Consider the following 25,189-nt stretch of genomic DNA (forward strand, 5'->3'; position numbering starts at 1 on the left):
ACTTATCCTCCGCCAAAGATGGGGAACAATTCGACACAATCCCCCCTCATTAGTTGGATCTCCCCTGACGCAATCTTACCGTTTATCAAAACCAGCCCCACCGCTCCATTATTCAGGTTCAACTGTTCCAATATTTTCTTTACAGTCAGCCCTTCCTTGTATTGGATCTGCAGGCTTCCATCACCATGGGGATAATATCTCTTTAAGGCAGTATGTAATTTGACAGTTATCAACGGTTACCCACCTTCCTAACCTGTCAGGTGAACCCGCTCAACAAGAATAGCAAGCAAGTATTGTTCCAGCTTTAATGTCTTTTAGTAAAATTCCCGATTATCTGTATTCGACAAAGCTTTACAAGATTTTGTGTTTATAAAGGAATCATTAAGTACTGTATAAAAATGACCCACCTCGGTCAAGTGGGTCATTTTTATACAATAAATACAGTTAGGGCAATTTATCTCCTGGCAGGTAACAATATACCAAACTTTTTTATTTTCCTGTACAGGGTCTTCCTGGTTATGCCTAATTTTTCCGCAGCCCTGGAAATGTTGCCTTCCGTTTGTTTTAAAACCTCCTCAATCACCTGTTTTTCCAGTGTTTCCAAATTACCCACATTGCCATAAATTTCTACCCTATCCGGTGGCTCTTTAGTAATCTCAAATGTCTTTTTAATGCCGGGATAACTCATTACATCCTGCTCCTCGATACAGCTGCTGGAGCGACTATAGGCCAGTACGGCGCAGCGTTCGATTACATTTTCCAATTCCCGGACATTCCCCGGCCAATGATAAATCTTGAGCAATTCCAGAGCCCTGTCAGAAATGGTAAAGTTAAAATTGAGCCGTTTGGAATGTTTCTGGCAAAAATGACGGATTAACTCTTCAATATCTTCCTTGCGCTCCCTTAACGGTGGGATTTCTACAGTAATGACGTTCAAGCGGTAAAAAAGATCTTCTCTAAAATTCCCCTGGCGTACTTCCTCCCACAAGTCCTTATTAGAAGCAGCTATGATCCGCGCTTTAAGGGGAATTTCATTAATTCCACCGATCCTCGTAAAGCTACGGTTTTGTAGCACCCGCAATAATTTGGCCTGCATGGCCATTGACATGGCGTTAACCTCGTCCAAAAAAAGAGTTCCGCCCGCCGCCAGTTCAAATTTACCCGGTTGCCCTTCACGCTTGGCACCGGTAAAGGCTCCTCCCTCGTAACCAAATAACTCACTTTCAATTAATTCCGCGGGAATGGCAGCACAATTGATACCCACAAAAGGACCGTCGCTCGCACCGCTGGCGTTATGAATGGCCTGGGCAAACATTTCTTTACCGGTACCGCTTTCCCCCAGGATTAAAATATTGGAAGGTAAGGCAGACGACTGCCGGGCCAGGTTAACAGCCTGGGTGAAACGCGGTCCACTGCCTATTAGATCCTCGAAGGTAAAATAAGCCTTAAAACCAGCCAGGTTTTTTATAAAGCCCCGGGCATGGTTCAACCCTTTAAATACTGCCAGGACACCGTTAACTCCATTATTATTGGTAATGGGTACCACATTGCCAATAACTATTTTTCGTTTATTCCTGGTGTTAAAAATTAACTCCCTGTTAATATAAGCTTCCCCGGACCTTAAAGCTTTAAAAATGATTGGTTGATAACCCAATACCGTATCCGCTAACTGGTTTAGAGCTTCATGCGGTGTTATATCCAAAAGTTGTCCGGCGGTACGATTAAAAACGGTGATTCGTCCTTCACCGTTCAGGGCAATCAAGCCATCAAAAATGGAATCGACAATGCTTTCAATGTACTTGCTGGCCAGTTCCTTTTCTTTACGCAAGCGATTCTGACACCAGCTAAATTCTATTGCTTTCCCAAGAGCAATAGTCATTCCCAGAGTATGTTGGTGCACCTTGAGATAGTGCCCGGCTACGTTAACAACACCCAACAAATCCCCATTTTCATCAAAAAGAGGTGTGGCCGAACAGGTCCAGTATTGAAGCTGGGCGTTGTAATGTTCGGGCCCCACCAATTGTATGGGACGCCCTAAAATAGCGGCTAAATTAATGGCATTGGTACCAGTAGCCTCCTCACACCTGCTTACTCCCGGATAGGACCCCTGTTTTCTCGCCGTTTCCAGCACTCCAGGTTCACCAAACTGCTTAAGAATGTACAGATCCTTATCCAGCAGGTCCACACGAAAGCCGGAGTCCTTGAGATTTGAAGCAAAGGCATCTAGAAATGGGGAGGCTATATCAATAAGTTCCTGGTTTTCTGCTAATTTTTGTTTCAAATTTTTTGGCGCAAGTGAAATAGGATACAATTTATACGGGTCGATACCTCGTTCTCTCGAACGTTTCCAGGAGCTTAATACTTCCGGTCTAATAAACCTGGCCTGATCTATTCTTCCTGTGGTAATAAATCTTTCCCAGTTTTCTTTTAAGCAAGCCAAGTAATTTAGGAAAGTTTTATATTCCTGAAGTTGGTGTTCGACTAAAATTTCATATTCTTTTGGCAAGTGCAGGGCTAAGTTATCTTGAGAATGCATTTTCAGCCGCGCCCTCCTAAAGTTACTAATTTCGTAGACCCGGGTTCGCACCCATCTGGTATTTCGTATCTACAGCTATAACAAAACGCCGGGGCGACCATGCCTGAAAGCCCCGACGATTTTCCAATTATTTTATCCTGCCCCAACGGATCACGCTGATTTTGCAAGCATGCAGTAAAGTTACTCCTCCCCGGCTCCAGGAGAGGCTTCCTTCTCCTCGCCGGCTTCTTCCTCGCCCGGCACCCTTTCTACTGCCGGGGCCACCACTGTAGCCACCACTTCTTCGGAATCGTTAAGAACCTTTACGCCGGGCGGCACGGGGAGGTCCGCCACGTGAACAGTATCCCCTATTTCCAGCCCTGAAACGTCCATAGTCACGGCCTCGGGGATGTCCGCGGGCAGGCAGGAGATTTCCAGCTCCCGCAGCTGTTGCTGTAGAATGCCTCCCTGCTTCACCCCAACCGGCTCGCCTTCAAGCTCCACCGGCACGGTGGTGGTAATCTTTTCCGTGAGGGAGACCTGCTGGAAGTCGGCGTGGATCAACTCGCCGCGCAGGGAATCGTACTGAAGTTCTTTAATCAAAACCTTGTCCTGGCGCTCCTGCCCCTCTCCGGTGATCTTCAGGTTAATTAGAGTGTTCCGGCCGCCCTCACCGGCCAGGATGTTCTTCAGTGCCCGTAACTCTACCTCCACCGGAATGTTCCCGATAGCCTTGCCGTAAACAACAGCGGGAATTTTTCCTTGTGCTGCCAACCGGTGCCGGTAACCTTTCCCCCGGCCGGTTCTGACTTGCGCTAACAGACTGGCTTCCATGGTAACCATCCCTCCTCAATCCTGCATAAAATCGCATTCTTCTCTAGTATTCCCTTTTTTTGGTCATATCAACTCGGAATGAAGCATATGGATTAGGGACAGGAAAGCTACCAAAAAGGGGGGCAGCAGATGCGCAAGAGCAAACAATTTACTGGCATGCCGGTTATCAGCCTGCAAGAGGGACAGCAAATCGGCGTGGTCCGGGGGCTGGTGGTGAACCCGGAGAAGAAAGCAGTGGCCGCCCTGATCATAGAACAAAAAGGCTGGTTCAAGGAACAAAAGTATATCCCCTTCAACCGGGTGCACAGCGTAGGGGAAAATGTCATTACCGTGGACCGGAGCAGCAATGCCGAAAGAGGCGCCAAACTGCCGGATATTGTGAAACTGGTCAAGGATCGCATTGGGATCATCGGCACCCGCATCGTCACGGAAAACGGCACCCTTTTAGGACAGGTGGACGAATACTATGTGGACCTGGAAGCCGGGGATATTGTGGGCCTGGAGTTTTCCGGCGGATTTCTTGACAGCGTTATTTCCGGCCGGGCCTTTTTGGACACCGCCTTTGTCCGCACCATCGGCAAAGAAGTAATCGTCACCAGCAACGAAGCCCTGGCCAATGTAATCAAAATTGAGGGTGGGCTGGCGGAGTCTCTGCGCCAGCTACAGAAATCAACCAGCCAGGCCTGGGATACCACCCGGCAAAAAACCCGGGAACTGGGAGAAGCAATAAACCGCTCCCTGGAGCGGGTCAGGGGGCCCCGGGATGAGGAAACCACCTGTTCCTGCAACCAGCACCACGGTCCCAACGGCGAGGCCCGCGAGCAGACAGAACAGCCGCCTCAAGGGAAGTAAACAAAAGCAATATGCCGGTGTAAAACCTTGAAACTTTGCACCGAAAAAATGCACCGGTGCCACAGGCCGGTTAAGCCGGCCTTATATTTTAATCGAAAAGCTTGCTTACCGATAGATCTTCATGAATGCGGATGATGGCCTCGCCCAGCAAGGGAGCCACCGAGAGAATTTTAATTTTATCAATCATCTTTTCCGGGGGTATGGGTATGGTATTGGTCACCAGCACCTCCTTGATCGGCGCTTCCTGCAGGCGCTGGACCGCCGGCCCGCTCAACACAGGGTGGGTGCAGCAGACGTAGATTTCCCGGGCGCCAAATTTCTTCAGTGCCACCGCACCCTGGGTAATGGTACCGGCGGTATCAATGATGTCATCAATCATGATGACCTTTTTGCCCTCAATGTCACCCACAATATTCATAATTTCCGCCACATTGGGTTCGGGCCGCCTTTTGTCAATGATGGCAATGGGCGCGCCAATGCGCTCGGCCAGATCCCTGGCCCGAGTTACCCCGCCCAGGTCGGGTGAGACAACCACCACGTCCTTTAACCTCTGCTGGATGAAATACTGGGCCAGGAGTGGTACCCCGGGGAGATGATCCACGGGGATATCAAAGAAACCCTGGATCTGCCCCGCATGCAGATCCATGGTAATTACCCGCCGGGCACCGCTGGCAGTGAGGAGGTTGGCCACGAGTTTGGCTGTAATGGGGTCCCGGGCCCGGGTCTTCCGGTCCTGCCGGGCATAGCCATAGTAGGGCAAAACTGCCGTAATACGCCGGGCAGAAGCCCTTCTTACCGCGTCCACCATTACCAGCAGTTCCATCAAGTGCTCGTTTACCGGATGACAGGTGGGCTGGATAATAAAAACGTCGGCCCCCCGCACGCTTTCATTTATCTTGACCTGGATCTCCCCGTCGGAAAAGCGGGAAACCTTGGCCGCGCCCACACTAACACCCAGGTACTGGGCAATTTCTTCGGCCAGCTGGGGGTTAGCGTTGCCGGTAAAGATTTTTAATTCTTTACGCGATGACATCCTTCTACCTCCATCACTGATTTCAGAAAACCAGGGTGCCCAACCCGGCGGCCCGGGGAGCATGACTACCCCCTCCTTTAATCACCGGCGCAAAAAAATTATTTTTCTTCACAGGATTCTTTTTTGGACTTCTTCTGGAGCCAGTTTTCTATATTCCGCTGGCACCCCCGCTCAATACCCAGAGCCCCCGGGGGCACATTTTTGGTGATGGTGGAACCAGCACCAATAAAAGCCTTCTCCCCCACTTCCACCGGTGCCACCAAATTGGTGTTGCTCCCGATAAAGGCCCCGTCCCCAATAATGGTGGGCCACTTCTTTTCCCCGTCATAATTGCAGGTAATGGTCCCGGCACCTATATTAACACCCGAACCGACGGTGGCGTCGCCCACGTAGCTCAAGTGGGGAATCTTACTTCCCCTCCCCACCACCGTCTTTTTCAATTCCACAAAGTCCCCCACCTTAACATCCGGGGCCAGAACACATCCGGGCCGGATATAAGCAAAGGGGCCAATGGTACAATTATCCCCGATTTTACTTTCCCGGATTACCGAGTGCTCGATAACCACGCCGTTGCCTGCCTGGACATTGATCAGCCGGCTTCCCGGGCCGATGATACAATGCTCACCGATTATGGTATCTCCCTCGATAATCGTAAAGGGGTAGATCACCGTATCGCGACCTATCTTTACATCCCGGTCGATAAATGTGGAGGCGGGATCCATTACCGTCACACCGGAGAGCATCAGCTCTTCCACTACCTGCCGGCGCAGGTAATTTTCAGCCCGGGCCAGCTGCCGCCGGTCGTTGATCCCCTCCACTTCGCGGGCATCCTCCACCGTCAGCGCGGCTACAGGCTCACCCTGCTGCACGTAATGGCCAATAATGTCAGTGAGGTAATATTCCCCCTGGGAGTTTTCCCTTCTGAGGGTGGACAGGGCGGCAAAGAGCCCGGGCGCGGAAAAACAATAAATGCCCGTATTTATCTCCCTCACCGCCAGCTCCCCGGGAGTGGCATCCCGTTGTTCCACAATTTTTTGTACCCGCCCCTCCCCATCCCGGATCACCCGGCCGTAACCGGTGGGATTTTCCAGGCAGGCGGTAAGGACCGTGGCTCTGGCTCCCGCGGCGGCATGGGCCGCCACCAGCCGGGCTAAAGTCCCGGCAGTTACCAGCGGAGTGTCCCCGCAGACTACCAGAATGGTACCGGGAAAGTCGGCCAGCAGGGGAGCGGCCTGGAGCAGGGCGTGGGCCGTACCCAGTTGCTGGTGCTGGAAGACCACCTTTGCCCGGTCCTGGACGGTACGGGCCACCAGGTCGCCGCCAAAGCCGGCTACCACTACGATTTCTTCTGCCCCGGCCCCCTGTACCGCTTCCAGGACGTGTTCAATCATGGGCCGGCCACAAACCTTATGCATTACCTTGGGCAGGTCGGATTTCATCCGCGTACCCTTACCTGCCGCCAGAATTACGGCCGCCAGTGACATCAGGCGTCCCCCTTCTTTAAAGGGATCGCGTGAAGGGGCTGCCACCGGCAGCCCCGCCGTTTAAAAAACCAGTTCATGATCCTGATCAACATGATTCAACAAAAAGATTCAACAAAAAACGTGAATTTCCTTTTTGCCGGACAGTTTTTATACTTTTCGCACAAAAAGAGAGCATAGCGAGCCAAAGAAAAGTGCAGGTCCTTAACTATGCTCTGCTTTACAGAAAACACAACACCTCATAGGTCGGCCCTGGAGTAAAGGGCTAAATGGCCTGTTCATAGGCCTGTAACACCGCGGTTTCAATAATAGCCCTGGCTGAAGAATTGATGGGGTGCGCTATATCCCGGAATTCACCGTCAGGGGTTTTGCGGCTGGGCATGGCCACAAATAAGCCCTTGTTCCCCTCCACTACCTTTACGTCGTGGATAACAAACATATTGTCCAGGGTGACCGACACAATGGCCTTCATTTTTCCCTCGGGGAGAATTTTGCGCACCCGCACATCCGTAACAACCACTCCCTCACCACCTTCCTGAAACCCCAACTGCCTTTTTTAGATCACCGGGCAGCGCGGACCTACCCTACCCGTACCTGTAAACCTGTTTTCTCCACGAATGTAAAAATTCCTGCAATTTTCCATTTCACTTTAAAAAATTTTTCCCTAAATCCTTTCTACCCTGTACCCTTCCCGGGTCAGAGCGGCCATGACTCTCTCCATATGCTCCACGTCACTGGTTTCCAGCAGCAATTCGACTTCTGCCTGTTTTAAGGGTACCTGGGGCTTAATGCGATCGTGATTAATGGAAATTACGTTTGCCCGCACGGCTGCCAGCACACCCAGCAGGCGCTGCAAACTGCCCGGCTGATCCGTAACCACGGTGCGCAGGCGGATGATGCGGCCGGACTTAACCAGTCCGCGTTCAATGATGATGGAGAGAATATTGACGTCAATGTTTCCCCCGCTTAAAACCAGGGCCACCTTCGCCCCGGGTAAAGACAGGTGCCCGTGCAAAAGGGCGGCAAGGACCACCGCCCCGGCCCCCTCCACTACAATCTTGGAACGCTCCAGGAGCATTAAAATGGCCCGGGCAATTTCTTCGTCGTCCACCAGCAGTACATCATCCACATAACGGCGCATAACCTCCAGGGTAAACTCGCCCGGACGTCGCACGCTGATCCCGTCGGCGATGGTGGCGGTAGTAACCAGTTGCTGCCGGTGGTCGCCTTTAAGGGAAAGATAAACCGCCGGCGCCCCCCGCGATTGGATACCAATTACGCGCACCTGGGGTTTTAAGGACTTAATGGCCACGGCGATACCGGCAATCAGCCCGCCCCCGCCAACGGGCACCAGCACGGCGTCCAGATCGGGCAACTCGTCCAGCAATTCCAGGCCTATGGTGCCCTGGCCCGCCGCCACCAGGGGATCGTCAAAGCCGTGCACAAGGGTGGCTCCAGTCTCTTTTTGCATCCGGCGGGCGTAATCAAAAGCCTCATCGTAACCGCCCCCCGCCAGAATCACCTGAGCACCGTAACCCCGGGTGGCCATAACCTTGGAAATGGGAGCACCCTCCGGCATGACCACCGTGGAAGGAATGCCGGCCCTGGTAGCCGCATAGGCCACCCCCTGGGCGTGGTTTCCGGCAGAAGCGGCAATCACACCCCGCTGCCGCTCTTCCAAAGTCAAAGACATGATCTTGTTGTAGGCGCCACGGATTTTAAAGGACCCGGTCTTCTGCAGGTTCTCCAGCTTGAAATAAACCTCTCTGCCGGTAAGCCGGGAAAAGGTGGTTGAATGGTCCAAAGGTGTGTGGTGAATGACGCCGGCAAGGCGCTTTCTGGCTTCCTGGATCATGGCCAGGTTTAAAGGAATTGACATTGTAAAAACACCCTGTTAAGTAGATTCAAGTTAACCCACCGTACCCACGGCGCCGTTCTCTCGTCTTAAGGGTTCGCGATATGTGGCTTTAACCGCTAGTAAGCCTGTTGCAGCGTTCTGGTCACCAGGGCCAGATCCACGGGTTTGTCCACATCCACACCCACTTCCGGGTAGCGACTGATTACCACTACCCCGCGGATGCCCAGCAGGCTGGAAACCCGCGCCTGGGCTTCTTCCAGCGTAACCCGGTTCAAAAGAAAACGAATCAAAAAGCCGAGGCCTACCAGGCGACACAGGCGCAGGGGGCTTTTTCGGGCGGCCACCAGCTGCTGCCCCAGGGGCAAACAACGGGAAACCACTTCCGGATTAAGCAAAAACAGGTTGCCCCCGGTGAAAACACCTTCTTTAAGATTGACGTAGGTCCGCCGCACAGGAATGGCAAAACGGCTTTCCACAGCTTCCTTCGGTACAATGGGGTAGTACAAATCCGCCTCTTGATCCTGGCAGAGTTCCAGGAAATCTTCAATGGCCCGGGGGGTGATCAGGGGGATGTCTGAACTGACCAGCAGCACCCGGCGGGTACCCGGCAACTCTTCTAATCCCCGCTGGACGTTTTCCAAAAGACCGCTGCCTGCCGGAACAACCCGCACCCGATCGTCTTTGAGGTGATTCACCAGCTCCTGCCTGGGCCCCACCACTACAATCCGGTTTACCCCCCTGGTCTGGGCCAATGCTTCCACCACATACTGTACCATCGCTTTGGAGCCAATAGGAATGAGCGCCTCGTAGGGTACCGAACTGCATTCCTTGAGCGGCCCGTTATTGGGACTGCCGGCCAGAACCACCGCATCCACCATTATTCCTTTGCCTCCCCAAGGGCGTTTAACAGGCTCTGTTCGGCATTTTCAATATGCTCCCGCGCCAGGATCTGGGCCAGCTCTACGTTGCGTTCACTGATGGCTTCCACAATTTGCTTGTGTTCTTCCAGGGCGTGCCTGGTTCGTCCCGGTTGGGACAGGGAAGTGGCCCGGAAGCGTTGAATTTGATCCGCCAGGTTGGTGATGATCTGGACCAGCCTTTCGTTCCGGCTGGCCTTGTAAATGAGTTCATGGAATCTGGTATCCGTTTCAACCAGTGCTTCCAGGTCGTGGCCGCTGACTTCGTAAGTCTTCACCAGTGCCCGTTCCAGCTCTTCCAGTTCCTCTTCGGTAATCCGCTCAGCAGCCAGACCGGCGGCCAGCGCTTCCAGTGCCGCCCGTACTTCAAAGACATCGACAATATCCTTTACCGAAATACCCGCCACATAGGCTCCCTTGCGGGGCACCATGACCACAAAACCTTCCAGTTCCAGCTTCCGGATGGCCTCCCGCACGGGAGTACGGCTTACCCCCATTTCCTCAGCCAGCTGAATTTCCATTAAGCGTTCCCCGGGTTTCAGACGGCCCTGGATAATCGCTTCCCGCAAAGATTCAAAAACCAGTTCCCTTAAAGGTTTGTAATTATCCAGTTTAATTGGAATTAATCTCGGTTCTTCCACGGCCGCCACCCCTTTTTCTGGTCATAACACTTATATTTTACCTGCAGCCGTTAATTACCGCAAGTTTTATTGCATGATTGCAAAAACGGGTGTACAAAATCCGCCCCAGCCCCGGGTTCAGCCGCCCGGCCACCCGGCGGGCCTCTTCTTCATCCCGGCTAAGGCCAAAAACGGTAGGACCACTGCCGCTCATGACCACCCCCAGGGCACCGGCCGCTTTCAGGGCTTCCTTTACTGCGGTAACCTGGGGGTAAAGGGAAGTTGTTACCGGCTCCAGTGTATTTTCCAAAAGGGCGGCTACCGCGGGTACATCCTGGCGCTCGATAGCCGCCACCATGGCAGGGGTATCGGGATGAATACCGGGCAAAAGGCGGTCGTATTCCCGGTAGATCTGGGCCGTAGATGCGGCCAGGGGTGGGGTGACCAGAACCACTCCCAGAGGGGGAAGGGGTTTTAGCGGCGTGAGCAATTCCCCTTTTCCCCGGGCCAAAACCGTACCCCCTACGAGGCAAAAGGGTACGTCCGCCCCCAGCTTTGCGGCTAAAACAAGCAACTCCTCCCGGGAGAGGCCCAGGGACCAGAGTTGATTCAAGGCTGCCAGGGTGGCCGCCGCATCGGCGGAACCGCCCCCCAGACCGGCGGCCACCGGGATATTTTTGGACAGAAAAATATGTACCCCCTGACGGCACCCGGTGACTCTTTGCAACAGTTCCGCCGCCCGGTAGACCAGGTTTTCCGGGCCGGAAGGCAAAAGGGGGCTGTCGGTCTGGAGCTCAATGCCCTGGGGGCGGGGAGAAAACACCAGCCGGTCGCAAAGGGCTATGCTTTGCATCACCGTTTCCAGTTCGTGGTAACCATCGGGCAAAAGCCCAGTAATGTCCAGGGTAAGGTTTATCTTGGCACGGGCCAGCGCTTCAAGCACGGGCAATATCTCCCTTCGGTAAATATTCAGTGAACCCTGTTGGATGCGGTGCTATCCTCGCTTACTCCAGTGCTTCACGCCGGCAACACCGCATCCTTGTCATAACGTTTTTTACTGAATATATAGTTTTACGTTTAGTTTTACGTCGCCGGGAGAATATTTCCCTGCTGCCCGCTTTTGTCTTTTTCGCCGTCTCCTGGCTGCCGGCGGGTGCGAAACAACTCTATGGCTTTGACCACCGTGTCCAGCTTTTCGTAGAAAATGGCCACCGTATCACCTGGCTTTGCCGCCAGAAGGGCCCGCAACACCGCCTCCCCTTCGGGCAAAACCACCCGGATTCCCCCCGGATGCATTCCCCCTTCCAGGGCACCTTCCCGCAGGAGGGCGGCCACTTCCCCGGGCCGGCGCCCGCGCCGGTGGGCATCCTCTTTGATCACCAGGGCCGAAAAGTTCTGGCCGGCAATGCGGCCTACCTCTCTTATTTGCTCATCCAGGCGGTCCCCGGGTACGCCGATGACGCCAATTAACCGTCCTTTAAAGTGCCGTAACACATTAACCATGCTGAGGTAGCCGGCGGCGTTATGGGCGTAGTCGATTACCACCCGGATGCCCTGCGCATCCAGGATATTTAACCGCCCGGGGTTTTGCTCCAGGTTGCAATGGAAGCCCTCCAGGCCGGCCCGGATGTGCTCCATGGATACACCCAGACCCAGACAGGCCGCAGCTGCCGCCAGGGCATTCTGGATATTGTGCCGGGCAAGACCGTCCAGAGAGGCCGGCAGCCGGCGTACTGAGAGCAACCGGCGCACCTGCTGGCCCCGGGCCACCACCAGCATCCCGTTCTTCACAAACACCGCCGTACCGCCGGCACCCAGGTGGCGGCGCACGGTGATATTATCCGGCACCAGGGAGAAATAAATGATCTTGCCCCGAACCCGGCCGGCCATGGCCAGCACATGGGGATCATCGGCATTGAGCACCGCAAAGCCGTTTTTATGGACGGTTTCCACCACCAGGGATTTTACGTCGGCCAGGTCCTCCAGCGTCTCGATGCCGTCCTGCCCCAGGTGATCCCCGCTGATGTTGGTGACTACCCCCACGTCACTGCCCTCGTAGCCCAAACCGGCCCGCAGGATCCCCCCCCGGGCCGTTTCCAGCACGGCCACACCGACCTCCGGTTCCGTCAGCACCAACCGGGCGCTGACCGGTCCCGTAGTATCGCCGGCAAGCACCCGCTGCCCGTCAATGTAAATGCCGTCGCTTGTAGCCATGCCCACCACCAGGCCGGCCCGGGCCAAAATGGCTCCGATCATCCGGGTGGTAGTGGTCTTGCCGTTGGTACCCGTTACCGCCACAATGGGAATGCGGCAGGGTACGCCGGGAGGAAAGAGGTGATCCACAATGGCCGCACCCACTTCCCGGGGCAGGCCTTCCATCGGGTGGGTATGCATACGCAGCCCCGGCGCGGCGTTCACTTCAATTACCGCCCCGCCCTGCTCCTCTAATGGGCGGCCGATATCTTTCGCCACCACGTCGATGCCGGCCACATCCAGACCGGTCAGGCGGGCCACCCGTACGGCCAGCCGGACATTGGCCGGGTGCACCTGTTCCGTAACATCCACAGCGGTCCCGCCGGTGCTGAGGTTGGCGTTGTCCCGCAGGTAAACGGCCTGCCCTTTCCCGGGCACATCCCGGGGTGTGAAGCCCTGGCGGGCGAGGCAAGCCAGGGCTACCGCATCCAGGGAGATTTTGGAAAGGGGCCTGCCGTGCCCCTCACCCCGTCGCGGGTCCCGGTTAAGCTCCTCCACCAGTTCGCGGATGGTGCGCCGCCCGTCTCCCATCACCCGGGGAGGCAGGCGCAAAGACGCGGCTACCATCCGGCCGTTCACCACTAAAAGCCGGTATTGCCGGCCGGGAATTTGTTTTTCCACCAGCACCTGCCGGTCATAGTAGCTGGCCAGTTCAAAGGCCCGGCGCACCCGGGCTTCTCCGGACACAAAAAGACTTACCCCCTGCCCGTGATGCCCGTTGACTGGTTTGATGGCCACAGGGGGTCCCAACTTTTCGGCCAGGGCAAGGGCCTCTTCCACCGTGCGGGCAGTCCCCGATTCGGGTACGGGCACCCCGTGGGCGGCCAGCAACTGGTTGCATAACTGCTTATCCTGCACCAGGTCGACGGCAGTACAGGGAGTGTGATCCGTAATGGTAGCCGCTATCCGCCTGGCATACCGCCCATAACCCAGCTGGTAGAATCCTCCCCCTAAAGGAAGGACCGGAATCCCCCTTTTGCGGGCCGCCTCAAGGATCGCCCGGGTGCTGGGGCCGCATTCTTCTTCCGCAGCCTGACGCACCCTCTCCACCAGTTCCGCCACTTCCACCGTCTTTTTCTCCAGCAGGGCCTGCACCAGTTCCACCGCCGCCCGGGCGGCGGCCAGCCCGCCGGGGGCAGAAACATATTCAAAGATTACTTCATAAACCGTTTCCCCGTCCCCCCGGCGGGTCTTGCCGTAAATCACCTCCTGGCCGGCCAGCTTGCAAAGCTCCAGGGCCACATGTTCCACCACGTGGCCCAGGTAGGTACCCTCTTTTAACCGCTCCACAAAACCCCCGGGGCGCCGGCGGGAGCAGTGGTGCTCACCCAGGCCGGGCAAAAGGGACAACAACCGCCGGTTGAAATCCCCCAGCTCGCTGGTGGGCCGGCACCCGTCGGGGGCCAGATCCAGGATTATTTTAATTACCGGCCGGTAGCTGTAAATGTTGCTGCCGTAATAGGCCCGTAAATCCAGAATCTTCACCTTTGTTGCCCTCCGCAAAACAGTTATGTTACCAGTATTGACCAACAAACCGGGAAAAATACCATGGGTAGCGGGAGGGTAAAAAGGTACGCGTCTGGGGCAAAGGGCAGTTCAACATTCCGGCTGAAATTATGAAACAGATTAAAGTATTCCTGGACAGCAACGTGATTATTGCCGGCCTGGCGTCGAGAACCGGCGGTTCGCCCGGCATTCAGATCAAACCAGATCCCTGAAGGCCTCTCTCAAGAGTCTTCTGGTGTAAACGTGTTCCGGGTTTTCGAATATTTCGAAGGATACACCCGTTTCCACTATTTCACCTCGATACATAACATAAACTTTATCGGCAATTTTACGGGCCAGATGCAAATCGTGAGTAATATACAGCATGGCAAATCCATGCCTGTTCTGGAGTCCCCTGAGCTCCCTTAAAAGATTGGCCTGGGTGGAAGGGTCCAGCATCGAGGTTACTTCGTCTGCAATCAATAATTTCGGTTTTGTTACCAGGGCGCGCGCAATTGCCAAACGTTGTCGCTGTCCTCCACTTAAGGCGTAACAGTAACGATTTAAAAATTCCCGGGAGACGGGCAGCTGTACCTTCTGCAAAGCCTTAATTGCTTCTTCTTCCCTCTCTTCTTTACTGCCCCACTTAATTATGTCCAGCGGTTCTCTAACCACTTCCAGAACCTTCATGCGGTGACTGGTGGCAGAGAATGGATCCTGGAAGATTATTTGCATACCCCCCAGCATTTTAGTGGCCCATCTTCCCTCCACCTTTTTGTTTTTAAAAAATACCTGGCCCGCATCGGCCGGCAAAACCCCTGCCAAAATGTGGGCAAGCGTAGATTTGCCGGAACCGGATTCCCCCACCAGGGCCACCACCTCACCGCTTTTAATTTCCAGGCTAACTCCTTTTACTGCCTCAATTTCTCTATCCTTCAATACGTATTTTTTTCGAATCCCTTCAGCCTGAAGAAACGTTTCGATACCCCCCTTGTGACAGGCTACCATGCGCTCAAGGGCTACATACCTGAGGGGAGGCCTGGTCTTACTGCAACTTTCTTCTCCCTGGCAACACCGGGGATAAAAAGCACAACCTTCCATAGAGCCTCCCAGGGGAGGCTCCCCGCCAATTCCCCACAGGTCTTTATATCTAAAGAAATTGGGGGAAGAATTCAGCAACCCGCGGGTATAACAGTGCATGGGATTTTTAAGCACCTCGGAGGTAATCCCCAGCTCAACCACGCGCCCGCAGTACAGGGTCATAACTCTGGAGGTAAGCTTTTTAACTGCTCCCAAATCATGGGATATTAAAATCATGGCAAAGCCCAACTTTTTCTGCAATTTCTGCAGCAACTGCAAAACTTCATTTTTACTTGCCGGGTCCAGCGAGGTGGTAGGCTCATCCACAATCAGCAGTTCCGGATCACAGGACAAAGCCATGGCCAAAAGTACCCGCTGCCTCATTCCCCCTGATAATTGGTGCGGGTAATAGTGCCGCCACTCCGGCTCAAGGCCTGCCATTTCTAATAATTTGACAACCTTTTGGTCAATCTCCAGGGGGGATAAGTTATAATGAGCCCGCAAAGGCTCTCCTACTTGTTCTCCAATGCTGAGTACGGGATTAAGCACTTCCAGGGAGTTTTGAAACACCATGGCCATATCTTTCCAGCGATAATTTCTCAGTCTCTTTTCCGGCAACCCCACCAGGTTTTGACCCTTGTAAATTATTTCCCCTTCAACGATACCCTGTTTTATCAACCCCATTATCCCCAGGGCCAGGGTACTTTTCCCACACCCGGATTCTCCAATAATCCCCAGGCTCTCTCCTTTTCGCAGTTGCAAGGACACGCCGTCAACGGCCTTTACCGGCGGGTGTACGGCGTGATACGCAATGGACAGGTTTTTTATTTCCAGCAAATATTGATCAGCGGTCACGGCGAATACCCCCAAGTATAAATGTTTACCTTCCCATGCGCGGGTCGACCATTCGTTCCAGCTCACGGCTGATAAAGGCCAGGGAAATTACCATTATAATCAAGGCCAGCCACGGGTAGAGCAACCACCATTTCCAGAAATCCGTATAGTATATCCCCTTAAAATTGGTAGCATGGTGAATGATTAAACCCCAGCTTTTGGAAGTAGGGTCCCCCAACCCCAGAAAGGAAAGCCCGGCTTCGGCAACAATTGCCCTCCCCGAAAGCCTGATCATATTTACTGCCACCAAAGGGAAAACTTCCGGGAGAAAATGCTTCCACATTAGATACCACACGCCGGCACCATATGTCTCCGCCGATTTGATATAGCTCCGTTCCTTCAACATCAGCATCTGGGAACGCACGATTCTGGCGGGGAAAACCCAGGAAAACAGGGCCAGCACTAAAATGATGTTTAGCAGACTGGGACCGAAAAAAGCTGCCAGCACAATCATCACCGGCAGGTCCGGCAACACAATCATAATATCAATTAATCTCATTAAAACCTTATCGGGCCACCCGCCCAGGTACCCCGAAACAATGCCAATCAGGCCGCCACCCAGGGCTGCCAGTAAGGCAGTACCAAAACCCACAAGCAAGCTGACCCTGGCCCCGTAGCATATCTGGGCCCAGAGGTCAATACCAAGCTCGTCGGTACCCAAAGGGTGCCCTCCTCCCGGCGGCACAAGAGGCGGTCCCGATGAGATATTGTGGGGATGGATGGAAATATAAGGAGCCAGGATAGCTACCAGCAGGACAACCAAAATCACCACAAGACCGGCTTTTCCCGGCAGGGAAAATTCTTTTACCCGCTCGACTATTTTCACCAGCAACTCCGGCATTCTCCCCAAGGTTATCCCCCATGTATCCCGCTATAGTCACCAATACGCGGGTCAAGCTTCCTGTAAACTAAATCGGCTAGAAAATTAGCCAGCAAAACACATATGGTTACCACCAGGAAAATCCCCTGAACAAGCGGATAATCATGGACCATAACTGCTTCCCTCATTAAATGCCCCAGCCCCGGGTAGGCAAAAACATTTTCCACCAGAATTGCGCCACCCACAAGGGAACCAAGGCTTAAAAACACCCGCGTTACTATGGGAAGCATGGCATTCCTCAAGGCATGGCGAAAAATGATGCGTTTTTTGGGAAGTCCTTTGGCCCATGCAGTACGCAGGTAATCCTTTTCCAGCACGGTCGTCATACTGTTTCTGGAAAGCAAATACATACCGCCCAGCCGGGCAATGGTCAAGGCCATCACGGGCAGGAAAGCATGATGCAAGATATCAAGCAATTTTTCCCACCAACTACTATAATTGGCAAAATGCGTGATGGCCCCCGACAAGGGGAATAATCCCAACCCGGCGGCAAATGTAAAAAGTAAAACGAGACCCAGGAGAAAGGCCGGAACCTCTGACAGGAGAATCAAGCAAAAAAACAAGAATTTGTCCGGCCATTTCTCCCGGTACCAGGCGGATATGCTGCCCAGAATAGTACCGAAGACAGTACTCAGCAGCACTGCCGCTATTACCAGAAAAGTCGTCCACGGTAAGCGGCGCAGGATGATCGTGCTCACCGGCTCATTATAGTACAAGCTGTACCCTAAATTTCCCCGCAACAAATCAGACAGGTAAGACAGGTACTGTTCGGCAACAGGCCGGTCCAGCCCGTAGTATTCAAGATAGTACTGTCTCTGTTCCTCCGAAAACCTTGCCACCTCCTGGCCTTCGTCTGCAGACATGTACAAAAAGGGATCACCAGGCATAGCCCGGGGAAGTAAAAAGTTGAGGGTCACTATGACCCAAATGGTAAAAAGATATTCCATTAGCCTGGTGACCCTCTTCCTTCTCAATTAAGATTAACCCCTTTCCAGGTAAGACAGCTTACTATGAGTTAAAGAATGGTGGTCAAACATGAACATCCAGCCGTCATATTTGGCCGGCCTGTACACGTTGTAACCGGTAGTGTAGTAAAGGGGTATTTCCGGGACATCTTCAGCCAGGATTTCCTGAGCTTTAAATATCAACTCTTTGCGCTTTTGGTCGTTAAACTCCAGACGCTGTTTATCCAGTAAAGCGTTCAACTCCTCATTTTGATAACCCGGCGTGCCCGGAGCAGAAGCCATCAATGCTCCTCCTTTAGAATAACTGGCAAACCTTTCGCGCAAATAATCCGCATCATTGCCCCAACCACCGTGCCCTGTGATGGCAAGCTCATATTTATTCTCTCTAACACGGGCATCCCGGGTCTTCATATCCACGCTTTGCACTTTTATCTCAATGCCTGCTCTGGCCAGTTGTTCTTTCAATACTTCCGCCAGCCTGACTTCACCGCTGGATACCAGCAGGTTGAAGGAAAGTTTTTCTCCTTTTTGATTCTGGCGGATGCCGTTTTCGTCCAGCTTGTCGTACCCCAATTTTGCCAGCAGCTCGCCTGCCTTCTGCAGGTCAGGCTTGTACTGCTTCACACCAGGATTATACATCACATGGTCAGGGGGCAGGATGCCGGCACTGCCGGGAACGGCAGCGCCCCGGGCCACCTTGTCAATCAGCTCTTGAGCATCAATGGCATAGGCAATGGCCTGCCGCAACTCTTTATGCTGCAAGATCGGATAATCCTTCATATTGAACAGCAAGCGGTAGCCCCAAAATGCAGGGCTTTTAACTATTTTGTACTGCGGGTCTTTTTGGAAACGCGGTAGTACATCGGGCGTGATGCCGGCCAGGTCAATCTCCCCTTTTTCAAAGGCCAGCACTTCCTCACTAACCGGCACAAACTCGATTACTTTGACCCTCTGTTTTGGTCCCCAGAAGCCATCAAACGCTTCGAAACGGTAAGTACCGTGTTCCTTGCTGTACTCCGTCAGGCGGTAGGGGCCGGTTCCGATGACTGCTTCCGGCGCAGTGAATTCCTTCGGGTTGTCCACTTTTTCCCAAATATGTTTGGGAATTATACGCACCATGCCCAGCTTGTATAACATGGCTGCATTTGGTTCTGTAACGGTGATCAGCACCTGGCGGTCGCCAACTATTTCTACCTTCTGAATATCTTTTTTATCCAGCGCCCCCCAAACCATCGGGTTTTTAGTTGCGTAATCAAAGGTGAATTTCACGTCCTCGGCGGTCAAAGGCTTACCGTCCTGCCACTTTACGCCATTGCGCACAGTAAAAAGGTACTGTTTGCCCCCTTCTTTGACTTCATATTTTTCCGCCAGCCAGGGGATGAGCCCTTTTTCGTCCCGCTCTAAAAGACCGTCGAAAATCAGGCACATCTTAAAGCCCCCCGGCCCCCGGGGATAAACAGCATACGGTGTCGGGTAACCCCAGTCCCCGCCGGCCAGACGGATAACATCCACCTGGCCCTGTTCCTTAGCTTTACCTGCGCCGGCCTGCCCGGCCTGTTTTGCGCCGCAACCGCACATCAAAAAGATCGAAGAAAGCACAAGCACCAGTACAGCCAGTAAATGTCTTGCTATGTTGTACCTCTTGCTAATCATCATGACCCTCCTTCGTTTAAGTCCACGTTCAAATTAGAACTTCATCAACCCGCCACAGCATCATACCGGTGCAAAAGGTGGTTTCCTGGCGAAAAACGCCGTTTTCGGCATGCTCTTTTACATAGCGCTCGATTGTCCGCCTGACATCGGGAGTGATATCCATATAGCTCCAGAAAAATCTTGCCAAATTCTCCACTGCTTTTTCCACCGGTTCTTCCTCCACCCGGTTAACGGTAAAAAATTTGAGGTTGGGCCGGTAACCCATGGCATAGAGCAAACCAAAAGGATAAATAATATCTCCTGGATTATCACCTATGTCTTCACCAAAGAACCGTTGCCAGAGCTCGCGGTGCGCCTTTTCCCAACGTTGTCCGGAAAAAGCGCTCAAGTAGCAAAACTTCCTTGACGCTGCAAGCATTTTTTGCAGTGTTTCCGGGTCCCGCACCCCAGGTGTCATCGAGGCAAACACCAGATCAAACTGGCCGGCCAGCCCGTCTTTTTCCACCTCCACTTCCTGCCAGGTTCGCTGAATAATAGTAATGTTTTCTACCTGCTCGGCCCTTGCCCTGTCTTCCAATATTTTTACCATCCCGGCGGCAGGTTCAAGGGCGGTTACCTGCTCGCACAACCGGGCCATGGGGATGGCATAGTTACCCGGCCCGGCCCCAATATCCAGCACTTTGACCTCAGGTCCTAGCGCTCCTTCCCGTTCCAGCATATCCAGCACCATTTTTCTTCTGTCCTGGCCCCTGCCATTGCTGGTACGCCGGGCAAACCAGCTGGCGCGCCTGTTCCAATTTTCCACCATCTCTTTCTCGCTACGGCAACGCCGCCGTGTTAACGGCGAGTTTTCCCGGGCATCCTGCCAGAGTTTCACCCAAAACTCGCGATCACCAACCGGAAATAAATGCAAAAAACCACCTCCTTTCCTATTCAGCTATTTCAAAAAAAAACCATGAAGACTCCTCTCCTCTCCTGAGGACGATAAACCTTCATGGTTTTCATCTTTGAAATTTGTAGTTTTAATAGAAATTAAGCCCCAAGCTGGTTCTAGCTGGATAATTGGATGACTTCGGTCATCCAGCATTCCTGATTTATAATATTTCGCTAATTAGCATGTAAAATCCTTCTTTGGCAGCCCGCACCCATATCCTACCTTTGACCAAAAATTCGCCGGCTCGTGGTAGGCCACCCTCGCAGGCCAGTTTCACATGTTATTCCCGTTGGAACCACAGTGGTTCGTTTTTCCTTCAGTTATGAAAGACAAGTTTTCCGCACACCGGATCAGGGCCGTCTTCTTACCCCGGCGCTTGCCCTCCAAAAGAAGCTGGTCAGCGAGGCTGATGAGCCGTTCCAGGTCGCGGTCGTCATCAATTAAAACACGTCCGGCAATTGCTCCACCCATGCTGACGGAGACATTCAGTTCCGGTTCCGACACGGAAGCCAGCGCAGAGCAAAGAGAGGAAAAAATGCGCCGGGCAAGGACATTAAATTCTCCCGGTTGGTGAACGAGAAAGAACAGGACAAATTCATCACCCCCGTACCGCCCCACCAGATCATCCTTCCTGACCTGATGTCTCAACAATTCCCCTACTTTTTTCAGGACCATATCGCCCACCGGATGCCCGTAACAATCATTTATGGTTTTAAAATTATCCACGTCCATCATCAAGACGGCCACGTGGGGAAATTCGCCCCCCGCTTCCCTGATTAAATACAAGCACCGCTCCATAAAAGACCTGCGGTTAAGAACGCCTGTAAGGGGGTCATAGCTGGCCAGCCATTCCAGTCGCCGCCGGGCCTGGTGGAGGAGTTCGTTTTTTTCCTCCAGTTCTTTTACTTTCTGCTCCAGTTCGGACAGAGTGTCCCGTACCCGTAAGGCCATATTGTTAAAGGAAGAAGCAATCCCGGCCAACTCACTGGTCTGAAATTTGCTGCCTGGAAAGATATCCTCCTTTTTTGATGGATCGAAACGGGACAAGCGTTCAGCCAGATTTTTTAAGGGATATACTATTTGTGCCGCAGCCAGGGGATAAAGGAGGGTTGACAGCAATATCACCAGGATAAGTGTACCGCCGAGAGGAACACACAATTGCCGCAAAGGTTCCTCCACAAGCCCTCCCACTGAAGCCCAAGCCCTTACCCTGAGGTTGGTTCCCGGCACCGGCGCGCCGACCTCCAGGTTTTCTTTCAATCCGAAGGCCTTAAGTAACAACCTGTCCCGGGAGGAGGGTTTTTCTTTTTTCCCGGCCAGATAAAGAACAGCACCATTACTATCTTCCAGGTAAATGACCGGCATTTCCCTGAGCCGCAGTTTGGGCTGGTAACCAAATCCAAAAAGAAATCTGGGGGCAAAAATTTGGGCAGGCTCCGGTTCCACCGGGAACAAAGGCCCGAGTTGGGCCGGGTCTATTCTTTTTACCAGCCCGCCTTTACTGGCTGCAATCCTCTCTCCCTGGAAAGAGAAGAAAAATCCATCTTCTCCCAGAGTGTGCTTCAGGGAAAGGGAAATAATCTGGCTTTCGTATAAAGCCATCTGGGTCAGGTATCTATTTGCCCAGGCAACGGTTTGTAAGGTGAGGTACTTGGCTGTAGCATAAACAGCCAGCAAGGTGGGAACCAGGGCGAGGGTAAAGAACCACACGGTAAATACTTGAATTATACTGCGCCTTCTCCCACTCCCTGACATCAAACCGCTTCCTCCTTAAAACAGGCCAGGAAAGCCCGCGCTCTCTGAAACAGGTGGGGATCCAGTTTTTTACCCCCCATTTCTGCCATCACTTTAAGAGCTTCCCCCGAACTCAAGGGAGAACGGTAGGGCCGGGGAGAGGTTAGAGCATCAAACACGTCGGCCAGGGCTAAAATTCTCGCCTCCAGGGGAATACCGTTACCTTTCAGGCCCTCGGGATAGCCCGTGCCATCCCAGGACTCATGATGCGCTTTGACTGCAGCCAGGATACCCCCCAGGCCCCGGATCCCGCGGCACCTGCTTTCCACCAGTTCAAAGCTCCACAGGGGGTGCCGCACTATCATTTCCCACTCGCTTTCCAGCAAAGGGCCGGACTTCTCTAAAATATAACGGGGCACCAGCAGTTTGCCTGCGTCATGCAGGGCTCCGGCCCCAAAAAGGAGTCGGGGCCTGCCGAGCCCGAGGAAGCAACTCAATCGAAAGGCATACTTTGCCGTGCGCACACTGTGCATCAGCAATTCCGGGAAAACAGCAAGTTCGGGGAAAAAGCGTTCTAAAAAAGGATAAACCGTTGACAACAAAGGGGGTTCACCGGCCGGGAGAACATTCACAAATATCCCCTCCCCAAAAATTAAGGCCACAAAGGCTCCTCTCCAAAAAGCTAGAGAACCAGCCTTCGTGGCCTAATTAATAATCCGCAGTTTTAAACCCCGGCTCAGTCAGGAAAGCTCCGGCTTTCTGCCGTCAAAAGTTCCACATGATTTTTGTTCGACGTTTTTTATAAAATTCCTTCTCAAAAACTGCTGCCGGGGGAGTAAGGTTTTTGGGATTTAAAATCATATCCGTAACCCTGTGGCAGAACGTGCAGGGTTGCCCCGGTGAGGGCCAGCATGGGCTGGGGGTGTAAATCGGAAGCGTTGGTATGCGTGATGGTCCGCCCGTCCACCACCGTCACCGTGCCGGAACCCAGCACGTTAAAACGACCGTCCGGCGTAACTATGATGGCCGTATCTTCATCAATACCGATACCCAGAACATGGGGATTATGGGCCACGGCGGCAAGAAGCCGGCCGATGCGCCCCCGCTGGGCGAAATGCTGGTCAATCACCACGCCGCCAATAACCCCCAGGCCGGGAGCCATTTTCACCGTATTCTTTCCGGGAGAACGTCCGCCCCTGCCGCCCGCGATCATGATCTCGCCCATGGCGGCCGCACCGGCACTGGTGCCGCCGATCGCCACTCCCCCAAGGCTGGCGGCCTTCAAACTGCGCTCGGAAAGGGTTCCCCCCAGGACTCTGGAAATCCTTAACTGATCCCCACCGGTAAAAAAAATGCCCGTGGCCCGTTGCAAAAAGGCGGCATGGCAGGGGTCCCCGGCCTTTTCCCGGCTGTCCAGGTGGACCGGCAAAACTTCCCCTGCCCCCAGCCGCAGGAACACCCGGCGGTAGGCCTCACCCACTTCCCCGGGCAGACGGGTGGCCGTGGTAATCACCACAATGCTTGCCCGTTCTCCCCCGGCCAGGCGGACGAACTCGCGCAGGATGCGGCATTCCCCGTCCTTGTCTTCAGCCCCGCCGATGAGCACCAGGGGACCTCCGGGGCCTTTTTGCAAGAGTCCATTTACTGCCATTTAAGACACCCCGCTTGATAACCCATTTACAATTGTTTTACGCCGCACCAAAAAAATTAATCATCCACAACAAAAAAGCCGGGTAATTTATGCCCGGAAGCTTATCCATTCCACTGAATACAACTGTATTTTCCTGTTTGAATTAGTTTTTAACGAAATAAAACACCCGGTTTGGTAAAATAGCATTGTAGATGAGCGCAGGTTAACTGAAACACTGTAAATGAACAGGTTGATTGTGATAGGATTGAGGAGAGCTGTCCCTATGCAAATATCGGGCATTTTTCTTAGACCCGGCACCGAACTGCAACCGCTAAACTCCCTGCAGCCGGGGCAAATGGTGCAGGTGGAGGTCCTGAGGGTGGAAAACGGTCTCGCCGCGGTGCGCATAGGCGGCCAGACCTTCACGGCCACGGGGGAAATACCCTCCCCACCGGCCACATTCTGGGCCCTGGTGCGTGAGGTTGCCGCCGGAACCCTGCACCTGCAGCACATCACCGGCACACCGGACCAGAACGCGGCACTGACAACCATGGCCAAAGTCCTGGGCATGCCCGCCGGGCCCGAAACCACAAAGCTGCTGCAGGAAATGGTCAAGTGGCAGCTGCCCCTGGACCGCTCCCTGGTGGAGATGCTTTTCTCTGCAGCCAGGGATCTACCTCCCCGGGAGCGGGCGGCCTTCTGGGCCGCCCGGGTGTGGCTGGAAACCCTGGATTTACGCTTTGACCCGGGCAAGGTGAAGCAGGCCCTGGACTACCTCCTGGGAAGCAAAGAAGCCACTCCCCGGGGGCAGGAGGTGTTGAACCAGGCGGTACCAATTTTTCCGAACCAGGAAATGGTGAGCTTTTTCACCTTTCGCGGGAAGGGAATACACGGCGAGCTGTATATGGTAGACAGCCGGGCCGGTAAGAAAGGTAAACAGGACTTACCCCTGGCCCTGGTGGTGCGGGTGGAAACCCCGGTTCTTGGGGAAACCTGGGTTTACCTGACCCCGGGCAAGGAGGGACTTACGGCCAGGGTGGCCGTGGCAGAAGAAAACTTCATCTCCCTTTTTAAAAAGGCTGCCGGGGAGTTAAGGGACAGGCTGGCCGCCCTGGGGTATTCCATTGATGATATTCAGGTCACTGCACGAAAGATCTCCTGTATCTGCGAACTGCTGCGCCCCCACGAACCGCCGCCCTACCGGCCCGTAAACGCGCTGGTTTAAAAGCGAAAGGAGCTGCCGCCATGTCCCAGGATAAACCTAAGGCCGCCGCAGCCCTGGCCTATGACCCGGAAAAGGATGCCGCTCCCCGGGTGGTGGCCGCCGGTCGCGGGCAATTAGCCGAAATAATTGAAAAACTGGCCCGGGAAAACAACGTACCCGTTTACCACAATGCGGAGCTGGCCCTGACCCTCACCGGCCTGGGCGCCGGCCGGGAAATACCGCCCGGGTTATACCAGGTGGTGGCCGAGATCATTGCCTGGGTGTACAGGATGGAGCAGAAGGCAAAGTAAGGCAATTTGACCTGCCCGTACTTGACCCATGTTTACCGCCGGTCAATCCAGCGGGC

22 protein-coding genes are annotated in these 25,189 nt (G+C 53.7%); 3 read left to right on the forward strand and 19 right to left on the reverse strand.

Annotated elements, in window-relative coordinates:
• Positions 1-2: 2 nt before the first annotated feature.
• The 3 genes from D7024_RS13795 to D7024_RS13805 form a co-directional block, all read right to left on the reverse strand.
• Positions 3-233, reverse strand: a complete 231-nt coding sequence (locus tag D7024_RS13795; protein ID WP_121452290.1) for a MoaD/ThiS family protein — start codon at positions 231-233, stop codon at positions 3-5.
• 221 nt (positions 234-454) lie between these two features.
• The gene (locus D7024_RS13800) at positions 455-2,536 is read right to left on the reverse strand and encodes a sigma-54-dependent Fis family transcriptional regulator (protein WP_121452291.1); all 2,082 of its coding nucleotides are present in this window, start codon (positions 2,534-2,536) and stop codon (positions 455-457) included.
• 180 nt (positions 2,537-2,716) lie between these two features.
• Positions 2,717-3,349 (reverse strand): 50S ribosomal protein L25/general stress protein Ctc, encoded by a 633-nt coding sequence (locus tag D7024_RS13805; RefSeq protein ID WP_121452292.1) that lies wholly within the window; start codon positions 3,347-3,349, stop codon positions 2,717-2,719.
• A 129-nt stretch (positions 3,350-3,478) separates the two neighbouring features.
• Here D7024_RS13805 and D7024_RS13810 point away from each other — a divergent pair, with 129 nt between their 5' ends.
• Positions 3,479-4,201 (forward strand): PRC-barrel domain-containing protein, encoded by a 723-nt coding sequence (locus tag D7024_RS13810; protein WP_121452293.1) that lies wholly within the window; start codon positions 3,479-3,481, stop codon positions 4,199-4,201.
• A gap of 88 nt (positions 4,202-4,289) precedes the next feature.
• Here D7024_RS13810 and D7024_RS13815 read toward each other — a convergent pair whose 3' ends face one another.
• The 16 genes from D7024_RS13815 to D7024_RS13890 all read right to left on the reverse strand — a co-directional run bounded on the left by D7024_RS13815 (position 4,290) and on the right by D7024_RS13890 (position 23,639).
• Positions 4,290-5,234 (reverse strand): ribose-phosphate diphosphokinase, encoded by a 945-nt coding sequence (locus D7024_RS13815; RefSeq protein WP_121452294.1) that lies wholly within the window; start codon positions 5,232-5,234, stop codon positions 4,290-4,292.
• A 98-nt stretch (positions 5,235-5,332) separates the two neighbouring features.
• Complete coding sequence (glmU, locus tag D7024_RS13820; protein ID WP_121452295.1) at positions 5,333-6,718, reverse strand: bifunctional UDP-N-acetylglucosamine diphosphorylase/glucosamine-1-phosphate N-acetyltransferase GlmU; 1,386 nt, start codon at positions 6,716-6,718, stop codon at positions 5,333-5,335.
• 262 nt (positions 6,719-6,980) lie between these two features.
• Positions 6,981-7,235 (reverse strand): septation regulator SpoVG, encoded by a 255-nt coding sequence (gene spoVG / locus D7024_RS13825; RefSeq protein ID WP_013821316.1) that lies wholly within the window; start codon positions 7,233-7,235, stop codon positions 6,981-6,983.
• A 144-nt stretch (positions 7,236-7,379) separates the two neighbouring features.
• Complete coding sequence (gene ilvA / locus D7024_RS13830; protein WP_121452296.1) at positions 7,380-8,594, reverse strand: threonine ammonia-lyase; 1,215 nt, start codon at positions 8,592-8,594, stop codon at positions 7,380-7,382.
• A 95-nt stretch (positions 8,595-8,689) separates the two neighbouring features.
• Entirely contained in the window at positions 8,690-9,451 is a 762-nt protein-coding gene (locus D7024_RS13835) for a nucleotidyltransferase family protein (RefSeq protein WP_121452297.1), read from the reverse strand.
• The gene (locus D7024_RS13840) at positions 9,451-10,131 is read right to left on the reverse strand and encodes a GntR family transcriptional regulator (protein ID WP_121452298.1); all 681 of its coding nucleotides are present in this window, start codon (positions 10,129-10,131) and stop codon (positions 9,451-9,453) included. The genes D7024_RS13835 and D7024_RS13840 overlap by 1 nt, the downstream gene beginning before the upstream one ends.
• A gap of 37 nt (positions 10,132-10,168) precedes the next feature.
• The gene (gene ispE, locus D7024_RS13845) at positions 10,169-11,053 is read right to left on the reverse strand and encodes a 4-(cytidine 5'-diphospho)-2-C-methyl-D-erythritol kinase (protein ID WP_121452299.1); all 885 of its coding nucleotides are present in this window, start codon (positions 11,051-11,053) and stop codon (positions 10,169-10,171) included.
• 140 nt (positions 11,054-11,193) lie between these two features.
• Complete coding sequence (gene cphA / locus D7024_RS13850; RefSeq protein WP_121452300.1) at positions 11,194-13,848, reverse strand: cyanophycin synthetase; 2,655 nt, start codon at positions 13,846-13,848, stop codon at positions 11,194-11,196.
• 216 nt (positions 13,849-14,064) lie between these two features.
• Positions 14,065-15,783: an ABC transporter ATP-binding protein gene (locus tag D7024_RS13855; RefSeq protein WP_121452301.1), complete on the reverse strand. Its 1,719-nt coding sequence runs from the start codon at positions 15,781-15,783 to the stop codon at positions 14,065-14,067.
• 25 nt (positions 15,784-15,808) lie between these two features.
• Positions 15,809-16,663, reverse strand: coding sequence for an ABC transporter permease (locus D7024_RS13860; RefSeq protein ID WP_165859424.1), 855 nt, complete (start codon positions 16,661-16,663; stop codon positions 15,809-15,811).
• A gap of 11 nt (positions 16,664-16,674) precedes the next feature.
• Positions 16,675-17,649 carry an ABC transporter permease gene (locus tag D7024_RS13865; protein WP_121452302.1) on the reverse strand — a complete coding sequence of 325 codons (975 nt, stop codon included), beginning with the start codon at positions 17,647-17,649 and terminating at the stop codon, positions 16,675-16,677.
• A gap of 33 nt (positions 17,650-17,682) precedes the next feature.
• Positions 17,683-19,323, reverse strand: a complete 1,641-nt coding sequence (locus tag D7024_RS13870; RefSeq protein WP_243113801.1) for an ABC transporter substrate-binding protein — start codon at positions 19,321-19,323, stop codon at positions 17,683-17,685.
• A gap of 25 nt (positions 19,324-19,348) precedes the next feature.
• Positions 19,349-20,233: a class I SAM-dependent methyltransferase gene (locus tag D7024_RS13875; RefSeq protein WP_121452304.1), complete on the reverse strand. Its 885-nt coding sequence runs from the start codon at positions 20,231-20,233 to the stop codon at positions 19,349-19,351.
• A 294-nt stretch (positions 20,234-20,527) separates the two neighbouring features.
• Positions 20,528-22,009, reverse strand: a complete 1,482-nt coding sequence (locus D7024_RS13880; RefSeq protein ID WP_121452305.1) for a GGDEF domain-containing protein — start codon at positions 22,007-22,009, stop codon at positions 20,528-20,530.
• On the reverse strand, positions 22,009-22,620 hold the full coding sequence (locus tag D7024_RS13885) for an HD-GYP domain-containing protein (protein WP_125185660.1): 612 nt from the start codon (positions 22,618-22,620) through the stop codon (positions 22,009-22,011). The genes D7024_RS13880 and D7024_RS13885 overlap by 1 nt, the downstream gene beginning before the upstream one ends.
• A gap of 182 nt (positions 22,621-22,802) precedes the next feature.
• The gene (locus D7024_RS13890; RefSeq protein ID WP_121452307.1) at positions 22,803-23,639 is read right to left on the reverse strand and encodes a cyanophycinase; all 837 of its coding nucleotides are present in this window, start codon (positions 23,637-23,639) and stop codon (positions 22,803-22,805) included.
• A 262-nt stretch (positions 23,640-23,901) separates the two neighbouring features.
• Here D7024_RS13890 and fliK point away from each other — a divergent pair, with 262 nt between their 5' ends.
• Together fliK and D7024_RS13900 are read left to right on the forward strand one after the other, a co-directional pair.
• A complete protein-coding gene (gene fliK / locus D7024_RS13895; RefSeq protein WP_121452308.1) occupies positions 23,902-24,843 on the forward strand; it encodes a flagellar hook-length control protein FliK in 942 nt (313 codons plus the stop codon).
• A gap of 20 nt (positions 24,844-24,863) precedes the next feature.
• A complete protein-coding gene (locus D7024_RS13900; protein ID WP_121452309.1) occupies positions 24,864-25,133 on the forward strand; it encodes an EscU/YscU/HrcU family type III secretion system export apparatus switch protein in 270 nt (89 codons plus the stop codon).
• Positions 25,134-25,189: the final 56 nt, after the last annotated feature.

This window comes from Desulfofundulus salinus (genome assembly GCF_003627965.1).
Classification (GTDB): Bacteria; Bacillota; Desulfotomaculia; order Desulfotomaculales; family Desulfovirgulaceae; genus Desulfofundulus; species Desulfofundulus salinus.